Below are 17,945 nucleotides of genomic sequence, written 5' to 3'. Positions count from 1 at the left end.
TGCCGCGGACGCGGTCACGGCGGCGTTTCGGGTGCCGCTGCGGGGCCGCGCCGGCGGCCCCATGGCGATCATGATGCAGGTTACGCGTCGCCTTCCGGCGCGGCCGGGCGCGCTTTCACGCTGCCGGCGATCAGGTCGAAACGGAACAGCCGGCATTCGAGCGCGCCATTGAACAGCGGCGTCTTCGCCGATTCGCGCAGGCGCAACTGGCCCGGCAGCGAACGGTCGGACGTCAGCAGGAACGCCTGCCAGCCCGTGAAGCGCTGCTTCAGCGCATCGCCGAGCACGTTGAAGAATTCGCTGTCCGGTGCGTCGGTGTGCGTGCGGCGGAACGCGTCGTCGTTGCCGCGGTTGCGGCCGGTCTCGCGCACCTCGCCGCGCGCGCTGCGGCCGCGCACTTCGATCCGTTCGCCGTACGGCGGGTTCGCGAGGATGATGCCCGGCGCGTCGCACGGCGGTGTCATCCCGCGCGCGTCGACCTGCTTGAGCCACACCGACGGCACGCCCGCGCGCTCGAGGTTGGCGCGCGCTTTCTCGAGCATGTCGCCGGAGATGTCGCTGCCGTACACGCCGAGCGTTTCGTTACGCTTGCCGCGCGCCGCGCGCTTCGCGTCCAGCGCCGGGACCTTCAGGCCCTGCCACGCGGTGATGTCGTATTGCTTGAGTTTTTCGAAGCCGAACCGGCGCTCGACGCCGGGCGCCACGCCGAGCGCGATCTGCGCGGCTTCCGCGAGGAACGTGCCGCTGCCGCACATCGGGTCGTACAGCGCGGTGCCGGGCGTCCAGCCCGTCAGGCGCAGGATGCCGGCCGCGAGGTTCTCGCGCAGCGGCGCCGCGCCCTTGTCGAGGCGCCAGCCGCGCTTGAACAGCGGCTCGCCCGACGTGTCGAGGTACAGCGTGCACTCGTTGGCCGTCAGGAACGCGAACACGCGCACGTCCGGCGCGCCGGTGTCGATGCTCGGGCGCGCGCCGGTCTTGTCGCGCATCCGGTCGCAGATTGCGTCCTTCACGCGCAGCGTCGCGAATTCGAGGCTCTTCAGCGGCGACTTGATCGCGGTGATGTCGATGCGCAGCGTCTGCGTGGCCGCGAACCAGCGCTCCCACGGCTGCTCGAGCGCGAGCGCGTAGACGTCCTGCTCGTTGCGGTACGCGCGGTGCGCGATCTTCAGCAGGACCCGGCTCGCGATCCGCGAGTGGAGGTTCGCGGCCATGCCGGCAGCCCAGCCGCCGCTGAAATGGACGCCGCCCGGCACCTGCGCGCCCGCGGTGAACGGCGCGCCGTTCAGGTGGCGGCCGGCGATTTCGACTAGCTCGGCGGCAAGCGCCGCTTCGAGGCCGCGCGGGCAGGGGGCGAAGAATTCGTACAGGGTGGGCGAGGACATAAGGCGGGTGAGGACGTGCAAAAGTCCACCATTGTACGCGGCGCGGGCGCCCGGGGCCGGCGTTTCGGCGCAGCGACGCCGCTGCAACGGCCGATTTCGCGCGCCGGGCGGCAATGTGGCGGCGCCCGGCCGGGCACCGCCACGCCGCCGCGGGCTCAGTGCGAGCCCGGCTGACCGGCGCGCGCGGCCTGGCCGCCAGCCGGCCAGAACAGCGCGAGCGGATTCGACAGCACCGTGCGGACGATCGCGGCGACGAGCGCGCGCACCTTGGTCGGACGCAGGCTGCGCGAGCGCACGGCCATCGTGAACGCGAGCGCGAAGCTCACCAGCACGTTGAGGATCGCCATGCTGAGCACGCCGGCGCCGGCCCACCACAGTTCGGGTGTGCTCAGCGCATCCTTGCCCAGCACGCCGAGCGCGATCCCGATCGAGCCGGCCGACAGCGTCACGTGACGCACCTCGAACGGGAACATGAACACGCTGACGATCGCCGGGATGAGGCCGAGCATCAGGCCGAGGCCGACGTTCGCGACCACGCCGGCGACGTTCGAGCGGCAGAAGTGCGCGAGCTTCGCGGCGCCGGCCGCGCCGAGCGTGAGGCGCAGGCGGCGGTTGTAGGTGAGCGCGTCGCCGACCCGGTGCAGCACGAACCAGTTGTCGGCCCAGCCCGCGAGCAGGCTCGACCCCCACAGCAGCACGCCCGTCAGCGCCGCGTAGAACGGCGTCGGGCCGAGCAGCGAGAACGAGTGCAGCGTCGCATGCGCCTTCTCCGGCGAGATCAGGTTCGCATGCAGCACGTTGCCCGCGAACAGCTGTACGAGCAGGCACACGGGCAGCACGACGAGCACGTTGCCGGAAATCGCGGCGGCCTGCGTGCGGATCAGCGCGATCACCGACGACACGAACGCCTTCACGCCTTCCTCGTGGCCGGTGTCGTCGAGCTCGCGCGCGAGCGTCGGGGCGGTCATCGCGGGCTGCTTGGTCGCAAGCGTGAAGTGCAGGAAGTGCATCAGCATGAAGCTGGCCGCGTAGTTGACGCCCGCGAGCAGCCCTTCGAGCATCGATTGCAGGTGCGCGCCCGTGATCGCGAACTTCACGCACACGGTCACGACGGTGACGAGGCCGCCGCCCGCAGCCATCCGCAGCATCTTCAGGTACTCGGCGCGGCCGCGCGAGATGTAGTGCTCGCCGGTGTCCGCGTTGGTTTCGACGAGCTTGCGCGCGAACAGCGAAAAGTTGCTGCGCACCAGGTGCGTGACGCTCTGGCTGTTCTGGTTCGCATCGACGAGCTCGGCCGTCAGGCGCGCCATCCCGTGCAGGTCGTCGCGGGCCATCCACGCGTTCAGCAGCGTCTCGGCGCGCAGGATGCGCATGCGCATCCGCTCGACCTGGAACACGATGTCGACCGACACGCCGTTGCGGTACAGGTGCGAGAACACGTCGTCGACGGCGATCCGGCATTCGTCGAGCAGCACGCGCAGGTAGTTCACCTCGTGCAGCAGCTTGCTCGGGTCGCCGCCGTCCTCGACGGCCGCGTGCGCGGTCTCGACCGCGAGCATCGCGCGCGTGAGGCGGTAGAACGGCTGCGATTCGAGCGGCTTGCGTGCATCGTCGTCGGACAGCCGGCTGCGCACCGTCTGCGACAGGCCGGTCGAGCTGATCTGGCAGGTCAGGTTATGCAGCGCGGCCAGCAGGTCGCGCGAGAACGAACCGGGTTCGTGGCGCTCTTCGTCGGTGACGTCGAACGAGATCAGCTCGGCGAGGCGCGCGAGCAGGTCGTCGGGCAGCGCGTCGATCCATTTGGCGTCTTCCGGTGTCGGGAACATCAGCGTGAACAGTGCCGACAGCTCGCGGCGGTTCGGCGCGGGCGGGATCAGCGACGAGTCGATCCGCTCGAACAGCGCGCCGAAGAAACCCGAGTGCACGGGCATGCCGGCATCGCACAGCAGCGAAATGCCGTCGCACTCGCGCAGGATGCCGCGCAGGATGCGCGCGGCGTGCGCTTTCCAGGCGGGGTTGCGGTCGAGCACGTGGAACAGGTAGCGCAGCCGCGCATGGGCAGGATACGCGCGCGTGTCGGCGTCGTGATCGGCAGGGGTGTCCTGCGCGGCCTGCATCGTGCCGGTGCGGCGCAGCCAGTGCGCGAGCTCGATCAGCCATTCGCTGCGCTCGGCGTACGACGCGTCGGCGTCGGCGTGCGCGAGCAGCGCATCGAGCTGGTGACCGGCATTGCGCGACGCGCGCCACTTCTTGATCAGGGTCGTCAGGGAACGAAACATAAACGGAATAGCGAAAGCCCTGGACGGGCGGGTTCGGGATGCCGGCCGGGGAAAACGGCACGGCGCCGGGGAGAACGGGTGAGACGGGGCGGTGGCCGGACGATGCGCGGCGACCCGCGATGCGGCTGCCCCGCTGCGCTGCACGCCGATCGCGTGCGGGCGCCGGGAGGCACGGCGGTCGGGCCGAACGCGGCCCGGCGCCGCTGGCTGGCGCGCACGACGAACGGCGCGAGCCGGAAAGTGCGTAGGATCGTCAATCGGGCCGGAAAACGCAAGCCGACCGCGTTGCGCGAAGCCGGTTCCGGCCGACTTTGACAAACAATGCAAACTCGCCGTTCGGCCGATGGAGGCGAAATGCGGGGCCGGTCGTGGCGGCGCGATGCCGCCGGTATCGGCCGCCGATCGCCACCGGAAGCGCCACGCAGGAGCGCGCTGCTGCGAACGCTCGCCCGCGCGCCGCCCGCTTACGCGCCGGACTTGCCCGTCGCGCCGGCGTCGCCGCCCGACGTCGGGTTGGCCGGGCACGGCACGACCGGCGCGGCGACCGTCTTGCTGCCGGACGCGGGCGTCGTCGCGGCCGCCGCGCCGCGGCGTGCGGCCATCGCGCGCACGCCGGCTGCAGCCTGCGTCGCAATCACGTCGAGGGCACGCCGATGGCCGGCGACGAGCGCGTCGTAGCCGTCGGCGACCGGTTCCGCGACGCTCGTGCGGCACGTCATCACGGCCTGCGTGGCGAGCGAGCGTACGCTCCACACGGCATCGACCGCCGCACGCTTGCCCGGCCACGACTCGAAGCGCTGCACGTTCACGCTGATGCGATACACGGGCACGCCGGGCGGATACGCGGAATTCGCGACGTCGATCGTGCCGAGCTGCGCGGCGAGATCCTCCGACAGTGCGCGGCGGATCTCGTCGGCGGGCGGCGACGCCCAGCGCTCCTGCTCGAGCACGTCGACCTGCGCGGCGTTCTTCTGCACGACCAGCTGGTTCTTCGCGACCTGCTCGGGCACGCCGACGGAGGGCACCTCGATCAGGAACGCCGGGTTGGCCGGCGCGGTGCGCAGCGGCGTCGCGGCGTCGGCCGGGCTGAGCGTGTAGAACCGCGCGGGCGGCGAGCTGCACGCGGCGAGCGCGAGTGCGGCGAAGGCCGCCGCCGCGCCGCTCGCAAAACCGTTCACGCGGGTCGTCATTGCTTGTCTCCTGGCTTGCCCTTGAGCAGCGATTCGGGGTGACGCTCGAGGTAGTCGGCGAGCGCGTTCAGCGATTGCAGCGTGCGCGTGAGTTCCTTCAGCGCGCCACGCACGTCGGACTGCAGCGGCGAATCCTGCTGCAGCGTCGCCTCGGCGGTCGAGAAGGTCTGCTTCGCGGCCGACAGCGTGTCGCGCGCTTCCGGCGCGACCTGCGTGTCGAGCTGCTTGAACAGCTTGTCGGCGTTCGACAGCGCGCTGTTCAGGTTCGCGCCGATCTGGTCGAACGGCACCTTGTCGAGCTTCTTCGCGATGTCGGCGACCTGCAACTGCAGTTCGTCGAGCGTGTTCGGCACGGTCGGCAGCTCGAGCGGCTGGCGCGTCGTGTCGATCTTCGCGGCCGGGGCCTTCGGGAAGAAGTCGAGGGCGACGTACAGCTGGCTCGTCAGCAGGTTGCCGGTGCGCAGCTGGCCGCGCAGCCCGTGCTGGACGAGCCGCTCGACGATCTCGCGGCGGGCCGGTTCGCCCTTGCTCTCGATCGTTTCGCGGAAGCGCCGGCCGAGGCGTTCCGGATACACGTTCATCGTCACCGGCATCAGGAAGTTCTTCGTCTTCGGATCGAAGTCGATGCCGATGTTCGTCACTTCGCCGAGCACGATGCCGCGGAAGTCGACCGTCGCGCCGACGGCGAGCCCACGCAGCGACTGGTTGAAGTTCATCACGACCTGCAGCGGCTGGCCGTCCGGGTCGCGCATCGCGTCGCCTTCGTCGGAGCCGAGACGGAACGTCGTGTTGTTCGGCGCCGTCGCGCCGCTGCCTTGGTTCGGCGGCGTCTGGAACGCGATGCCGCCGAGGATCACCGTCGCGAGCGACTGCGTGTTCAGCTTCAGGCCGCTCGAATCGAGCCGCAGGTCGACGCCGCTCGCCTGCCACCAGCGCGAGTTGACGCCGACGTACTGGTCGTACGGCGCATTGACGAATACGTTGAACGTGACGCCCGTGCCGTCCTTGTCGAGCGAGAAGCCGACCACCTGGCCGACCTGCACGCGGCGGTAGTAGACCGGCGAGCCGATGTCGACCGAGCCGAGCGAATCGCCGCGCAGCACGTATTGCGTGCCTTTCTGGTCGCCCGTGACCGCCGGCGGCGTCTCGAGGCCCGTGAAGTCGGTCAGCGTATCCTGCCCGCGGCCGGCGTCGACGCCGATGTACGCGCCGGACAGCAGCGTGCCGAGCCCCGACACGCCGGTTGCGCCGACGCGCGGTCGCACGATCCAGAAGCGTGAGCCCTTGACCGCGAAGTCCTCGGCTTCCTTCTTCAGCTGCACCTGGACGAGCACGCGCGACAGGTCCTTCGACAGCTTGATCGTCTTGACCATGCCGATCTCGACGTCCTTGTACTTGACCTGCGTCTTGCCGGGCTCGAGCCCTTCGGCGCTGTGGAAGCTGATCGTGATTTCCGGGCCGCGCTCGCGCACGGACTTGATCACGAGGCCGATGCCGATCAGCGCGGCGATCAGCGGCACGAGCCAGACGAGCGACGGCAGCCAGCCGCTTTTCGTCGAGATCGTCGGATCGGGCGGCCGGGGCGCGTCGTGCTGCGGGCCTTGTGGACTATTCATGGTGATTCCCTGAGGTTTCGACTGGATCCCAGATCAGGCGGGGATCGAACTGCATCGACGCGAGCATCGTCAGGATCACGACCGAACCGAACGCGAGTGCGCCGGGGCCGGCCGTGATGACGGCGAGCGAACGGAAATGGACGAGCGCGACGGTGAGCGTCACGACGAAGATGTCGAGCATCGACCAGCGGCCGATGCGCTCGACGATCCGGAACAATCGCGTGCGCTGCTGCGGCCGCCACGCGGTGCGGCGCTGCGCGCTGATCACGAGGATCAGCAGCACGCCGAGCTTGAGCATCGGCACGAGGATGCTCGCGACGAACACGACGACGGCGAGCGGCCAGTCACCCGACACCCAGAAATAAATGACGCCGCTCATGATCGTGTCTTCCTGCGAGCCGACGATCGACGCGGTGCGCATGATCGGCAGCAGGTTCGCGGGAATGTAGAGGATCGCGGCCGCGAGCAGCAGCGCCCAGGTGCGCATGATGCTGTTCGGGGTGCGAAAGTGCAGCGCGGCGCCGCAGCGCGCGCAGTGCGCGTGCGGATGGTCGAGCGTCTGCACGAGCCCGCACGTGTGGCAGCTGGCATAGCCCTCGCGGGCGGCGGTCGGGATCGTCATCGGCGGGCGGCTTCCGCCAGCGGCGCGGCCGGATCGGGCTGCCCGGGCGAGCGCCCGGCGCGCAGGTCGTCGGCGATGTCCCACAGCGTGCGCGGATCGAACATCAGCACGACGGCGATCATCAGCGTGAGCGCGGCGAACGCGAACAGCGCGGCGTCGGGAACGACTCTTGCGAGACTCACCATCTTCACGATCGTGACCAGAATGCCGAGCATGAACACCTCGATCATGCCCCACGGCCGTACGAGCTCGATCGCACGCAGGACCAGGTTGAAACCGGGCGGCACGACGCCGCGACGGATCGGCAGCAGCAGGTACAGCAGCGCGGCCATCTCGACGAGCGGGAACAGCACGGTCGAGCAGAACACCATCACGCCGACGATCGCCATGTCCTGGTGCCACAGCGAATCGATCGCGCCGATCAGCGTCGTCTGCACGCGGTTGCCGTTCACGTCCATTTCGAGGATCGGGAACGCCTGCGCAATCGTGAACGTGATCAGCGCCGCGAGCGCGAGCGCGCAGATCCGCTCGATCTGGGCGGCGCTGTTGCGATACAGCAGCGCGTCGCAGCGCGGACAGCGCGCGATTTCGCGGCCGCTGAGGCGCGGTTTGTGCAACAGTGCGTCGCACTCGTGACAGGCAATCAGGTCGTTTCGTTGCATGGAAAAGGCAGTTGTGCGACGGCTGGGGGAACGCGTCGACGGGGCCGGAACCCGCGCCAATCTTACCAAAAGGCCTTTTTCAGTGCGTCAAGGATCGCGCGTTTTGTGACCGATCGGTAACATGACAGGAAACCGTCAGCCGGCTGACGCGCCTGTTCTCAGAGTCCGCGCACGTCAAAAGGTTGCGGTAGCATGGCGCCCTCGACAAGCGTCGGATGAATTGCCGGCGCAGCTGTTCGCTGAACTGAGGAATCCAAGATGGTATCGAAATCGCCGCCGGCCGCGCCGGCACGCTATGCGCATACTGCGATCGCGCTGCACTGGCTGATCGCGCTGCTGATCGTCTGCGGCTTCGCGCTCGGCTGGGTGATGACCGACATCCCCGGCTTCACGCCGACGAAGCTGAAGTACTTCTCGTGGCACAAGTGGATCGGCGTGACGGTGTTCGCGCTGGCCGTCATCCGCGTGCTGTGGCGGGCGACGCACGTGCCGCCGCCGCTGCCTGACGATACGCCGGCATGGCAGCGCGCGGTATCGCACGGCGTGCACATGCTGCTGTACGCGCTGATGATCGTGATCCCCGTGACGGGCTACCTGTACAGCTCGGCGTCGAACATCCCGGTCGTCTACCTCGGCATCGTGCCGCTGCCGAGGCTGATCGACCCCGATCCGGCGCTCAAGGAAACCTTCAAGGCGCTCCACGTGTCTTTGAATTACATTCTGCTTTCACTTGTCGCGATGCACGTGCTCGCGGCGCTCAAGCACCAGTTGTTGGACCGTGACGGCCTGCTGTCGCGGATGCTTCCCTTTGCCAAATGAAGGATCCCATGAAAGTGTCTTTCTCCCGCTCCATGCTGGCCGCGCTCGCCGCGGTGTCGTTTGTCGCGTCGGGCGCGGCGCACGCCGATGTCGATCTCGCGAAGAGCAAGGTCTCTGCCGTGTCGAAGCAGATGAACGTGCCGACCGAAGGCGCGTTCAAGAAGTTTGCCGCGCAGGTGAAGTTCGACCCGGCGAAGGCCGCGCAGGGCACCGCGCAAATGACCATCGACATCGCGAGCTTCGACCTCGGCGACAAGATGTACAACGACCAGGTTGCCGGCAAGGACTGGTTCGACGCCAAGGCGTATCCGCAGGCGACGTTCGTGTCCTCGGCGATCGCGCCGGCCGGCGGCAACAAGTACAACGTGACCGGCAAGCTGACGATCAAGGGCAAGTCCGAGACCGTCACGGTGCCCGTCACGGTCGCGCAAAGCGGCGCGACGCAGACGTTCGACGGCGTGCTGCCGATCAAGCGTTCGGCCTTCAACGTCGGCACCGGCGAATGGAAGGACACGTCGATCGTCGCCGACGAAGTGCAGATCAAGTTCCATCTCGTCGCCACCAAGTAAGCGGCGGGCTGTCACCTCACCTGAATGCCGCGCGAGGGCGCGGCGCCGTTCCAAGGAGAAAGAGTTTGAAAAAGCAACTGATCATCGCCGCGGGCGCGCTGGCAGCATCGCTGTCGTTCTCGGCCTTCGCCGAAAGCGTCACGTACCAGTTCGACCCGAGCCACACGTACCCGAGCTTCGAGACTGACCACATGGGTGGCCTGTCGGTCTGGCGCGGCAAGTTCGACAAGTCGAGCGGCACCGTGACGCTCGACCGCGCGGCGAAGACGGGTACGGTCGACGTGACGACCGACATCGCGTCGATCCACACCGGCAGCGCGAAGCTCGACGAGCACCTGCAGACGGCGGAATTCTTCGACGTGGCGAAGTTCCCGCAGGCGAACTACAAGGGCGCCATCAAGTTCGACGGCGACAAGCCGGTTTCGGTGGTCGGCAACCTGACGCTGCATGGCGTCACGAAGCCGGTGACGCTGAAGATCGACAGCTTCAAGTGCATGCCGCACCCGATGCTCAAGCGTGAAGTGTGCGGCGTCGACGCCGTCGGCGAATTCGACCGCAGCGATTTCGGCCTCGACTACGGCAAGCAGTACGGCTTCAAGATGAAGACGAAGCTGCTGATCACGGCAGAAGCGCTGAAGCAGCAGTAATGCTTACGGTGAGGCCGGCCGTCGCGCCGGCCCGCCGCGGGCACACCGCCGCGTTCCCGTCAGGGGGCGCGGCGGTTTTTTTTGCGCGCCTATAATCGCCCGAGCGCCGCGTGCGGCGCCGGGCAGGCCGACGGCGCGACAGCGGCTGCCTCGAACAGAACGTACAACGACAAGGAGATCGCCGATGCATGCCGCCGCCCAGTCCCGTTCCATTGCCTCGTCGCCGCGCGTGTGGCGCGCGGTGGTCGCCGCGTCGATCGGCAATGCGCTCGAGTGGTTCGATCTCGTCGTCTACGGCTTCTTCGCGGTCACGATCGCGAAGCTGTTCTTCCCGGCCGGCAACGACACCGTGTCGCTGCTGCTCACGCTCGGCACGTTCGGCGTGTCGTTCTTCATGCGCCCACTCGGCGCGATCGTGCTCGGCGCGTATGCCGATCGCGAGGGCCGCAAGGCCGCGCTCACGCTGTCGATCCTGCTGATGATGGCCGGCACGCTGATCATCGCGGTGCTGCCGACCTACGAGACGATCGGTGTCGCCGCGCCGGTGATCCTCGTCGCCGCGCGGTTGATGCAGGGCTTCTCGGCCGGCGGCGAGTTCGGCAGCGCGACCGCGTTCCTCGCCGAACACGTGCCGGGCCGGCGCGGCTTCTTCGCGAGCTGGCAGGTCGCGAGCCAGGGGCTCACGACGCTGCTCGCCGCCGGCTTCGGCACCGTGCTGAACGCGCAGCTTTCGGCCGCGCAGATGGCATCGTGGGGCTGGCGCGTGCCGTTCTTCTTCGGGCTGCTGCTCGGGCCCGTCGCGTACTACATTCGCACGAAGGTCGACGAGACGCCCGAATTCCTCGCGGCCGAAGGCACCGCGAACCCGCTGCGCGACACGTTCGCGTCGCACAAGGCACGCCTGGTTGCCGCGATGGGCGTGGTCGTGCTCGGCACCGTCGCCACCTATCTCGTCCTGTTCATGCCGACCTATGGCGTGAAGCAACTCGGCCTCGCGCCGTCCGCCGCGTTCGCGGCGATCCTCGTCGTCGGCGTGATCCAGATGGCGTTCGCGCCGCTCGTCGGCCACTGGTCGGATCGATACGGCCGCGTGCGCGTGATGATCGCGCCGGCCATCGGCATTCTCGTGCTGATCTACCCGGCGTTCGCGTACCTCGTCGCGCATCCGGGCTTCGGCACGCTGATCGCGCTGCAGGTGCTGCTCGCGTTCCTGATGACCGGCTATTTCGCGGCGCTGCCGGGGCTGTTGTCCGAAGTGTTCCCGGTGCAGACGCGCACGACCGGGATGTCGCTCGCGTATAACGTCGCGGTGACGATCTTCGGCGGGTTCGGGCCGTTCATCATCGCGTGGCTGATCCGCGCGACCGGGATGAAGACCGCGCCGAGCTTCTACCTGATGTTCGCAGCCGTGCTGAGCCTCGCGGCGCTGGTCGTGCTGCGCAAGCGCTTCGGTTTCCGATAGAAACGCGGCACGTCAGTTCTCGGCGCGCTCGCATACCGGCTGCGCCGGCATCAGGTGCGCCGGCGCGTCGATGGTTCGCACCGGGCGCCCTGCGAGCGCGGCGAGCGCCTGCTGAAGCTGCCAGTCGCCGGCCGTGCCGAACGCGCGCTGCGGCAGCGCCATGCTCCTCGCCGTATCGACCTTCGCGCGCACGCGCTGCTCGCGCAGCTTCTGCCGGGCCTTGCGCACCTGCGCGAACGGATCGGGCGCCAGCCGGTCCGCATACGGCGCACGCGCGAGATCGGCTTCCCGGTACCACAGCAGCACGCCGTCGACGTCCGAGTCGCGGCGCGGCGGCACGAGCCAGTCCGGCACGACGCCGTAGCCGTCCATCGGGCAGCCGTTCGGCCGCAGGTTGCGCGCGTACGTGAAATTCAGGCGCGTGCCGTCGATCAGGTCGACACCCGTTTGCGCGAGCCCCTTCCCGTAGGTCGGCATGCCGAGCAGTTTCGCGCGGCCGAGATCCTTCAGCGCGGCCGCGGTCGCTTCGGCGGCCGACGCGCTCTGTCCGTCGACGAGCACGACCAGCGGCACGGTGCGCCACCAGTCGTCGGCCTGCAGCGGTGCGAGCGGATCCTGTCCGTGCATCACGGGCAGCTCGTAGTCGGGCCAGTTGGTCGTATAGCGGCGGCGATGCGTGTCGCCGCGCTCGACCGTCACCATCGCGGTGCGGTCGCGTCCCGCGAACAGCGCGGTGATGCCGATCGCCGCATTGAGCGCGCCGCCGCCGTTGATGCGCAGGTCGAGGATCATCCCTTTCACGGGCGGGCCCGCGCGGCGCGCGGCCTGCACCGCGTCGATATAGTCGCCGACCGCCGGCTCCGGAAAGCTCGACAGCCGCGTGTACAGGATGTCGCCGTCGAGCCGCTTCGCGATCGCCGGATGCGGCTTGACGATCGCGCGCACCGGCGCGAAGGTCAGCACCGCATGCCGCGGGCCGCGCTGCACCGTGAGTTTCAGCGGAACGCCCGCATCGCCTTTTGCCAGTTTCAAGAGGTCGCTGCTGTCGATGCCGACGACGCTCCTGTCGTTCATCGCGACGACGAGATCGTCCGGCCGCACGCCGGCTTTCTCGGCCGGTGCGTCTGGAATCACGTCGATGATGTGCAGTCCGTCGGGCCGCGTCTCGAACACGATCCCGATACCCGGCGTGCCGTCGCGCGAGCGCCGCTCGTCGTCGCGCCGTTCCTGCTCCTCCTTCGCGTTGAAGAAGCGCGCGTACGGCAGCGTCTTGATGCCGTCGTGGGTCGCGGCGTCGAGCAGCGCGCCGATGTCGACGTCGGTCAGATGCTGCTTCTTCAGCACTTCGACGGCCGCCTTCAGTTCGCAGAGCTGCGGTTCCCAGTCGGGCGGGCAGGGCGAGGGCGTCGCAGTGGCGGGAGATGAAGCGGCGGGCGGCGCGGACGCCGGCTGCGCACCGGCGCGAGACGCACACGGCAGCAGCACGGCCGCGACGGTTGCGCAGACGGCAAGGCGACGAACGACACGCATGGGAGGCATCATCGGGGCTGCACGTTCGGACGGGTGGCGACGGTGCCTGCCCGCCGGCGCGCGGCCGGCATGGAGCGGGGCAGGGCGGTGACGATTGTAGCCGACGCCCGGGACGACGCACGCCGGGCGGCTCGCGCATGAAAAAAGCCGGCCCGAGTGGGCCGGCTTTTCTGCGATGCCGAAACGGCGGGGCGCTTAAACCTGCGCGCCTGCGTTGGGATCGTCCGGATCGTGCGCGGTCTTCTTGTCCTTGATCAGGTCTTCGCGCTTGATGCCGAGCCACATCGCGAGCGAGCCCGCGACGAACACCGACGAGTAGATGCCGAACATGATGCCGACCGTCAGCGCGAGCGCGAAGTAGTGCAGCGTCGGGCCGCCGAAGAAGAACATCGACAGCACCATCATTTCCGTCGACGTGTGCGTGATGATCGTACGCGACATCGTGGTCGTGATTGCGTGGTTGATCACTTCCTGCACGCTCATCTTGCGTTCGCGGCGGAACGTTTCGCGGATCCGGTCGAAGATGACGACCGACTCGTTGACCGAGTAGCCGAGCACCGCGAGGATTGCCGCGAGCACCGCCAGCGAGAACTCCCACTGGAAGAACGCGAAGAAGCCGAGAATGATCACGACGTCGTGCAGGTTGGCGATGATGCCCGCCACTGCGTACTTCCATTCGAAGCGGAACGACAGGTAGATCACGATGCCGATCACCACGCACGCGAGCGCGAGCAGGCCGTCGGTCGCGAGCTCCCGGCCGACCTGCGGGCCGACGAACTCCACGCGTTGCAGCGTGACGTCCGGGTTCTGCGCCTTCAGCGCGCCCATCACCTGGTCGCTCTGCTGCGCCGACGTGAGGCCTTCCTTCAGCTGCAGGCGGATCAACACGTTGCGCGAGGTGCCGAAGTTCTGCACCTGCGCGTCGGCGTAGCCGAGCTTGCCGAGCGTCGCGCGCACGGGTTCGAGCTCCGCGGCCTGCTGGTACTGCACCTCGATCACCGTACCGCCGGTGAATTCGACGGACAGGTGCAGCCCGCGGTGGAACAGGAAGAACACGGCGGCGAGGAACGTGACCAGCGAGATCACGTTGAACACCAGCGCGTGCCGCATGAACGGAATGTCTTTACGGATGCGGAAAAATTCCATGGTCTCGTCTCCGGGGCCTTATTGGGTCGAGCCCGGTTTCTTCGGCGACACGCCTTGCTGCGCGCGGTTGCGCAGTTGCGGCTTGCCGGCGCGCGGCGCGTTGCCCTTCGCCGGGGCGGCGAGTTTCGCGGCGCGCGCGGTGTCGGTCGATTCGTCCGCGTCGGTGAACGACGCGGCGGCAGCGGCGCCTTCCGGCTTCCACACCTGGCCGATCGCGAGCGACTTCAGCTTCTTGCGGCCGCCGTACCAGAGGTTGACGATCCCGCGCGAGAAGAACACCGCGGAGAACATCGACGTCAGGATACCGAGGCAGTGCACGATCGCGAACGCGCGAACCGGGCCCGAGCCGAACGCGAGCAGCGCGAGGCCGGCGATCAGCGTCGTGACGTTCGAGTCGAGAATCGTCGCCCACGCATGCGCGTAGCCGGCCTGGATCGCGAGCTGCGGCGGCTGGCCGGCGCGCAGTTCTTCACGCACGCGCTCGTTGATCAGCACGTTCGAGTCGATCGCCATACCGAGCGCGAGTGCGATAGCGGCGATACCGGGCAGCGTCAGCGTGGCCTGCATCAGCGACAGCACGGCGACGAGCAGCAGCAGGTTCACCGACAGGCCGATCACCGACACCACACCGAACAGCATGTAGTACGCGATCATGAACACGGCGATCGCGCAGAAGCCCCAGATCACCGAGTGGACGCCCATCTTGATGTTGTCGGCGCCGAGGCTCGGGCCGATCGTGCGTTCCTCGATGATGTCCATCGGCGCGGCGAGCGAACCGGCGCGCAGCAGCAGCGCGAGGTCGGCTGCTGCCTGCGGCGTCGGCTGGCCCGTGATCTGGAAGCGGTCGCCGAGTTCGGACTGGATCGTCGCGACCGTCAGCACTTCGCCCTTGCCCTTCTCGAACAGCACCATCGCCATCGGCTTGCCGATGTTGTCGCGCGACACCGTGCGCACCGCGCGGCCACCGGCCGAGTCGAGGCGGATGTTGACCGACGGACGCTGGTGTTCGTCGAAGCCGGCCGATGCATCGATGATGCGATCGCCGGTGAAGATCACGTCCTTCTTCAGCAGCACGGGCGCCTGGATGCCCTGCGTGAACAGCTCCTCGCCCGGCGGAACGGGGTCGTTCGGGTTCGGGTGCGTGTTGAGCGGATCGGCGAGGCGCGCCTCGAGCGTCGCGGTGCGGCCGATGATGTCCTTCGCCTTCGCGGTGTCCTGCACGCCCGGCAGTTCGACGACGATACGGTCGCTGCCTTGCTGCTGGAGGATCGGCTCGGACACGCCGAGTTCGTTCACGCGGTTGTGGAGCGTCGTCAGGTTCTGCTTGAGCGCGGCGTCCTCGACGGCCTTCTGCACGGCCGGCGTGAACGTGCCGACGACCTGCGTGCCGCCGCCGCCGGGCTGGGTCGCCCATTGCAGTTCGGTGATCGACGCGGCGAGCACCTTGCGGGCGTCTTCCGCCGTCTGCGCATCGCTGAAGTTGACGATCACGGACTGGTCGACGCGGCTCACGCCGCCGTCACGGATGTTCTTGTCGCGCAGCAGCGAGCGTGCGTCGGACGCGTCGGAGTCGAGCTTCTTCGTGAGCGCGCCCGTCATGTCGACCTGGAGCAGGAAGTGGACACCGCCGCGCAGGTCGAGGCCGAGATACATCGGCAGCGCGTGCAGGGCCGTCAGCCAGCGCGGCGACGCGCTCTGCAGGTTCAGTGCGACGACGTACTGCGGATCGTTCGGGTCGGCGTTCAGCGACTTCTGCAGCAGGTCCTTGACGCGCAGCTGCGTATCGGTGTCCTTCAGGCGCACGCGGATGTTCGCGTTGGTCGCCGTGTTCTCGAAGGTGACGTCGTCCGGCGTGATCTGCGCGGACGCGAGCGCCGATTCGACCTGGGTCAGCGTGGTCGAGTCGAGCTTGACCGTGGCCTTGCCGCTCGACACCTGCACCGCCGGCGCTTCGCCGAAGAAGTTGGGCAATGTGTACAGAAGGCCGATGGCGAGCGCCACGACCATCACGACATATTTCCAGAGTGGATAACGATTCATGAGGGGGCCGAACGGGTGGTTGGCGTGAAAGCGTCGCGTCCGGCGCCGCGGCGGCCCGCTCTCTCAGGCGGGCACGGCGCGGGGAGCCGGACGCTCGGTGAAGGGCTTACAGCGACTTGATCGTGCCCTTCGGCAGAATGGTCGTGACCGCAGCCTTCTGCACGGTGATTTCAGTGCCTTCGGCGATTTCGACGCCGATGTAGCCTTCGGTGACCTTCGTCACCTTGCCGACGAGGCCACCGCTCGTGACGACTTCGTCGCCCTTGGCCATGGCCGAGAGCATGTTGCGGTGTTCCTTCTGGCGCTTCATCTGCGGACGGATCATGATGAAGTAGAGCACCGCGAACATCAGGATGAGCGGCAGGAAGCTCATCAGGCTCGATTCGGCGCCACCGGCGCCTTGCGCGAAGGCATTGGAAATGAACGGCACGTTGGTCTCTCCGTAGGGGAAGATCGAAAAATAAGCCGGTTATTCTACCACCGGCCCCATGTGCAAACGGATCGGCAAATGCGCTTTGGGATCAAGCTGTTAAAGCACGAACCGATACCGTTGCGGCTTGTTTGGAAAGGTAATTGTAATATTTCACGATCGCGACTGGCCATCGAATCGCGTCAATTAGTACACGTCCTATGTGACTGGGGCGGTGCGGGCCGCCGGGCGGCCCGGCGGCCGGTCAGTCGACTCCTCTTGCACGATCCTCCGCGAAGCGCTGGCGGAACGCGTCGAACGTATGCGTTTCGATCGCCTCGCGGATCTCGCTCATCAGCTGCAGGTAGTAGTGCAGGTTGTGGATCGTGTTGAGCTGCGCGCCGAGGATCTCGCCGACGCGGTGCAGGTGATGCAGGTAGCCGCGCGAGAAGTTCTGGCACGTGTAGCACGTGCAGCTCGCGTCGAGCGGCTTCAGCGAGTTCTTGTGCGTCGCGTTGCGGATCTTCACGTCGCCGAAGCGCGTGAACAGCCAGCCGTTGCGCGCGTTGCGGGTCGGCATCACGCAGTCGAACATGTCGACGCCGTTCGCGACGCCCTCGACCAGGTCTTCCGGCGTGCCGACGCCCATCAGGTAGTGCGGCTTGTTGGCCGGCAGCTTCGGGCCCACGTGGCGCAGCACGCGCATCATGTCTTCCTTCGGCTCTCCGACCGACAGCCCGCCGATCGCGAGGCCGTGGAAGCCGAGTTCCGCGAGGCCCGCGAGCGATTCGTCGCGCAGGTCCTCGAACATCCCGCCCTGGACGATCCCGAACAGGGCGTTCGGGTTGCCGAGCCGGTTGAACTCGTCGAGCGAGCGCTTCGCCCAGCGCAGCGACATGCGCATCGAGTCGGCCGCTTCCTTGTGCGTGGTCGGCACGCCGTCGGTCGCGTACGGCGTGCATTCGTCGAACTGCATCACGACGTCGGAGTTCAGCACCTTCTGGATCTGCATCGACACTTCCGGCGACAGGAACAGCTTGTCGCCGTTGATCGGCGACGCGAACGTGACGCCGTCCTCGGTGATCTTGCGCAGGTCGCCGAGCGAGAACACCTGGAAGCCGCCCGAATCGGTCAGGATCGGCTTGTTCCAGCCCATGAAGGCGTGCAGGCCGCCGTGCGCGTCGATCGTGTCGAGGCCCGGGCGCAGCCACAGGTGGAACGTGTTGCCGAGGATGATCTGGGCCTTGATCTCGTGCAGCTCGCGCGGCTGGATCGCCTTCACGGTGCCGTACGTGCCGACCGGCATGAAGATCGGCGTCTCGACCACGCCGTGGTTGAGCTTCACGCGGCCGCGGCGTGCGTGCCCGTCGGTCGTCAGCAGTTCGAATTCGAGCCCGTTGGCCGGGCGGTCCTGCACGGGGGCGTGCGTATCGTGCGTATCGTGGGATGAACCTTCGGTCATCGCTATATTCTCCTTGCCACCGGAGAACAGTCCGGCGCATGTTGGAAACGCCGCCGGCAGGCCGGCGGCGAGGAAAAGGGTGCGCGCCATCGTAGCGCGCGCAGCGGGAA

General features: G+C 67.8%; 15 protein-coding genes. 4 read left to right on the top strand and 11 right to left on the bottom strand.

The features are described 5' to 3' along the window. Nucleotides 1–80: 80 nt before the first annotated feature. The 6 genes from U5809_RS31655 to U5809_RS31630 all read right to left on the bottom strand — a co-directional run bounded on the left by U5809_RS31655 (nucleotide 81) and on the right by U5809_RS31630 (nucleotide 7,751). The gene (locus tag U5809_RS31655) at nucleotides 81–1,382 is read right to left on the bottom strand and encodes a THUMP domain-containing class I SAM-dependent RNA methyltransferase (RefSeq protein WP_282506715.1); all 1,302 of its coding nucleotides are present in this window, start codon (nucleotides 1,380–1,382) and stop codon (nucleotides 81–83) included. Between the two features lie 155 nt (nucleotides 1,383–1,537). Beyond that, a complete protein-coding gene (locus U5809_RS31650) occupies nucleotides 1,538–3,661 on the bottom strand; it encodes a site-specific recombinase (protein ID WP_322089414.1) in 2,124 nt (707 codons plus the stop codon). Between the two features lie 464 nt (nucleotides 3,662–4,125). After that, nucleotides 4,126–4,851: a PqiC family protein gene (locus U5809_RS31645; protein WP_322089413.1), complete on the bottom strand. Its 726-nt coding sequence runs from the start codon at nucleotides 4,849–4,851 to the stop codon at nucleotides 4,126–4,128. Beyond that, the gene (locus U5809_RS31640; protein ID WP_282506717.1) at nucleotides 4,848–6,467 is read right to left on the bottom strand and encodes an intermembrane transport protein PqiB; all 1,620 of its coding nucleotides are present in this window, start codon (nucleotides 6,465–6,467) and stop codon (nucleotides 4,848–4,850) included. The genes U5809_RS31645 and U5809_RS31640 overlap by 4 nt, the downstream gene beginning before the upstream one ends. Continuing rightward, nucleotides 6,460–7,089, bottom strand: a complete 630-nt coding sequence (locus U5809_RS31635; protein ID WP_322089412.1) for a paraquat-inducible protein A — start codon at nucleotides 7,087–7,089, stop codon at nucleotides 6,460–6,462. Before U5809_RS31635 ends, U5809_RS31640 begins: the two co-directional genes overlap by 8 nt. After that, nucleotides 7,086–7,751, bottom strand: a complete 666-nt coding sequence (locus tag U5809_RS31630) for a paraquat-inducible protein A (RefSeq protein WP_282506719.1) — start codon at nucleotides 7,749–7,751, stop codon at nucleotides 7,086–7,088. The genes U5809_RS31635 and U5809_RS31630 overlap by 4 nt, the downstream gene beginning before the upstream one ends. A gap of 258 nt (nucleotides 7,752–8,009) precedes the next feature. On the opposite strand from U5809_RS31630, the gene U5809_RS31625 reads away from it, so the two are divergent. The 4 genes from U5809_RS31625 (at nucleotide 8,010) to U5809_RS31610 (ending at nucleotide 11,248) form a co-directional block, all read left to right on the top strand. Beyond that, nucleotides 8,010–8,570: a cytochrome b gene (locus U5809_RS31625; RefSeq protein ID WP_322089411.1), complete on the top strand. Its 561-nt coding sequence runs from the start codon at nucleotides 8,010–8,012 to the stop codon at nucleotides 8,568–8,570. Nucleotides 8,571–8,578: 8 nt separating this feature from the next. Then, complete coding sequence (locus U5809_RS31620) at nucleotides 8,579–9,139, top strand: YceI family protein (RefSeq protein WP_322089410.1); 561 nt, start codon at nucleotides 8,579–8,581, stop codon at nucleotides 9,137–9,139. A gap of 65 nt (nucleotides 9,140–9,204) precedes the next feature. Then, a complete protein-coding gene (locus U5809_RS31615; protein ID WP_322089409.1) occupies nucleotides 9,205–9,786 on the top strand; it encodes a YceI family protein in 582 nt (193 codons plus the stop codon). A gap of 184 nt (nucleotides 9,787–9,970) precedes the next feature. Then, nucleotides 9,971–11,248 carry an MFS transporter gene (locus U5809_RS31610; RefSeq protein ID WP_282506722.1) on the top strand — a complete coding sequence of 426 codons (1,278 nt, stop codon included), beginning with the start codon at nucleotides 9,971–9,973 and terminating at the stop codon, nucleotides 11,246–11,248. 12 nt (nucleotides 11,249–11,260) lie between these two features. Here the strand turns inward: U5809_RS31610 and U5809_RS31605 are convergent, their stop codons facing one another. The 5 genes from U5809_RS31605 to tgt all read right to left on the bottom strand — a co-directional run bounded on the left by U5809_RS31605 (nucleotide 11,261) and on the right by tgt (nucleotide 17,835). Further along, on the bottom strand, nucleotides 11,261–12,778 hold the full coding sequence (locus U5809_RS31605; RefSeq protein ID WP_322089408.1) for a S41 family peptidase: 1,518 nt from the start codon (nucleotides 12,776–12,778) through the stop codon (nucleotides 11,261–11,263). A gap of 195 nt (nucleotides 12,779–12,973) precedes the next feature. After that, a complete protein-coding gene (gene secF, locus U5809_RS31600) occupies nucleotides 12,974–13,924 on the bottom strand; it encodes a protein translocase subunit SecF (RefSeq protein WP_059236052.1) in 951 nt (316 codons plus the stop codon). A gap of 18 nt (nucleotides 13,925–13,942) precedes the next feature. Next, nucleotides 13,943–15,964 (bottom strand): protein translocase subunit SecD, encoded by a 2,022-nt coding sequence (secD, locus tag U5809_RS31595; RefSeq protein WP_322089407.1) that lies wholly within the window; start codon nucleotides 15,962–15,964, stop codon nucleotides 13,943–13,945. Between the two features lie 106 nt (nucleotides 15,965–16,070). Beyond that, entirely contained in the window at nucleotides 16,071–16,394 is a 324-nt protein-coding gene (yajC, locus tag U5809_RS31590) for a preprotein translocase subunit YajC (protein WP_048250795.1), read from the bottom strand. A gap of 244 nt (nucleotides 16,395–16,638) precedes the next feature. Beyond that, the gene (tgt, locus tag U5809_RS31585) at nucleotides 16,639–17,835 is read right to left on the bottom strand and encodes a tRNA guanosine(34) transglycosylase Tgt (RefSeq protein ID WP_166956810.1); all 1,197 of its coding nucleotides are present in this window, start codon (nucleotides 17,833–17,835) and stop codon (nucleotides 16,639–16,641) included. Nucleotides 17,836–17,945 lie beyond the last annotated feature (110 nt).

The sequence above is a fragment of the Burkholderia sp. BCC1999 genome, from assembly GCF_905339975.1.
Taxonomy (GTDB): domain Bacteria; phylum Pseudomonadota; class Gammaproteobacteria; order Burkholderiales; family Burkholderiaceae; genus Burkholderia.
The sequence above is the reverse complement of the archived record's forward strand: the minus strand, read 5'-3'. Positions and strand labels throughout refer to the sequence as shown.

Bases quoted from the DNA above. Each gene is read 5' to 3' on its own strand.
- U5809_RS31655 (WP_282506715.1), bottom strand. From the start codon at position 1,382: ATGTCCTCGCCCACCCTGTACGAATTCTTCGCCCCCTGCCCGCGCGGC.
- U5809_RS31650 (WP_322089414.1), bottom strand. From the start codon at position 3,661: ATGTTTCGTTCCCTGACGACCCTGATCAAGAAGTGGCGCGCGTCGCGC.
- U5809_RS31645 (WP_322089413.1), bottom strand. From the start codon at position 4,851: ATGACGACCCGCGTGAACGGTTTTGCGAGCGGCGCGGCGGCGGCCTTC.
- U5809_RS31640 (WP_282506717.1), bottom strand. From the start codon at position 6,467: ATGAATAGTCCACAAGGCCCGCAGCACGACGCGCCCCGGCCGCCCGAT.
- U5809_RS31635 (WP_322089412.1), bottom strand. From the start codon at position 7,089: ATGACGATCCCGACCGCCGCCCGCGAGGGCTATGCCAGCTGCCACACG.
- U5809_RS31630 (WP_282506719.1), bottom strand. From the start codon at position 7,751: ATGCAACGAAACGACCTGATTGCCTGTCACGAGTGCGACGCACTGTTG.
- U5809_RS31625 (WP_322089411.1), top strand. From the start codon at position 8,010: ATGGTATCGAAATCGCCGCCGGCCGCGCCGGCACGCTATGCGCATACT.
- U5809_RS31620 (WP_322089410.1), top strand. From the start codon at position 8,579: ATGAAAGTGTCTTTCTCCCGCTCCATGCTGGCCGCGCTCGCCGCGGTG.
- U5809_RS31610 (WP_282506722.1), top strand. From the start codon at position 9,971: ATGCATGCCGCCGCCCAGTCCCGTTCCATTGCCTCGTCGCCGCGCGTG.
- U5809_RS31605 (WP_322089408.1), bottom strand. From the start codon at position 12,778: ATGCGTGTCGTTCGTCGCCTTGCCGTCTGCGCAACCGTCGCGGCCGTG.
- secF (WP_059236052.1), bottom strand. From the start codon at position 13,924: ATGGAATTTTTCCGCATCCGTAAAGACATTCCGTTCATGCGGCACGCG.
- secD (WP_322089407.1), bottom strand. From the start codon at position 15,964: ATGAATCGTTATCCACTCTGGAAATATGTCGTGATGGTCGTGGCGCTC.
- tgt (WP_166956810.1), bottom strand. From the start codon at position 17,835: ATGACCGAAGGTTCATCCCACGATACGCACGATACGCACGCCCCCGTG.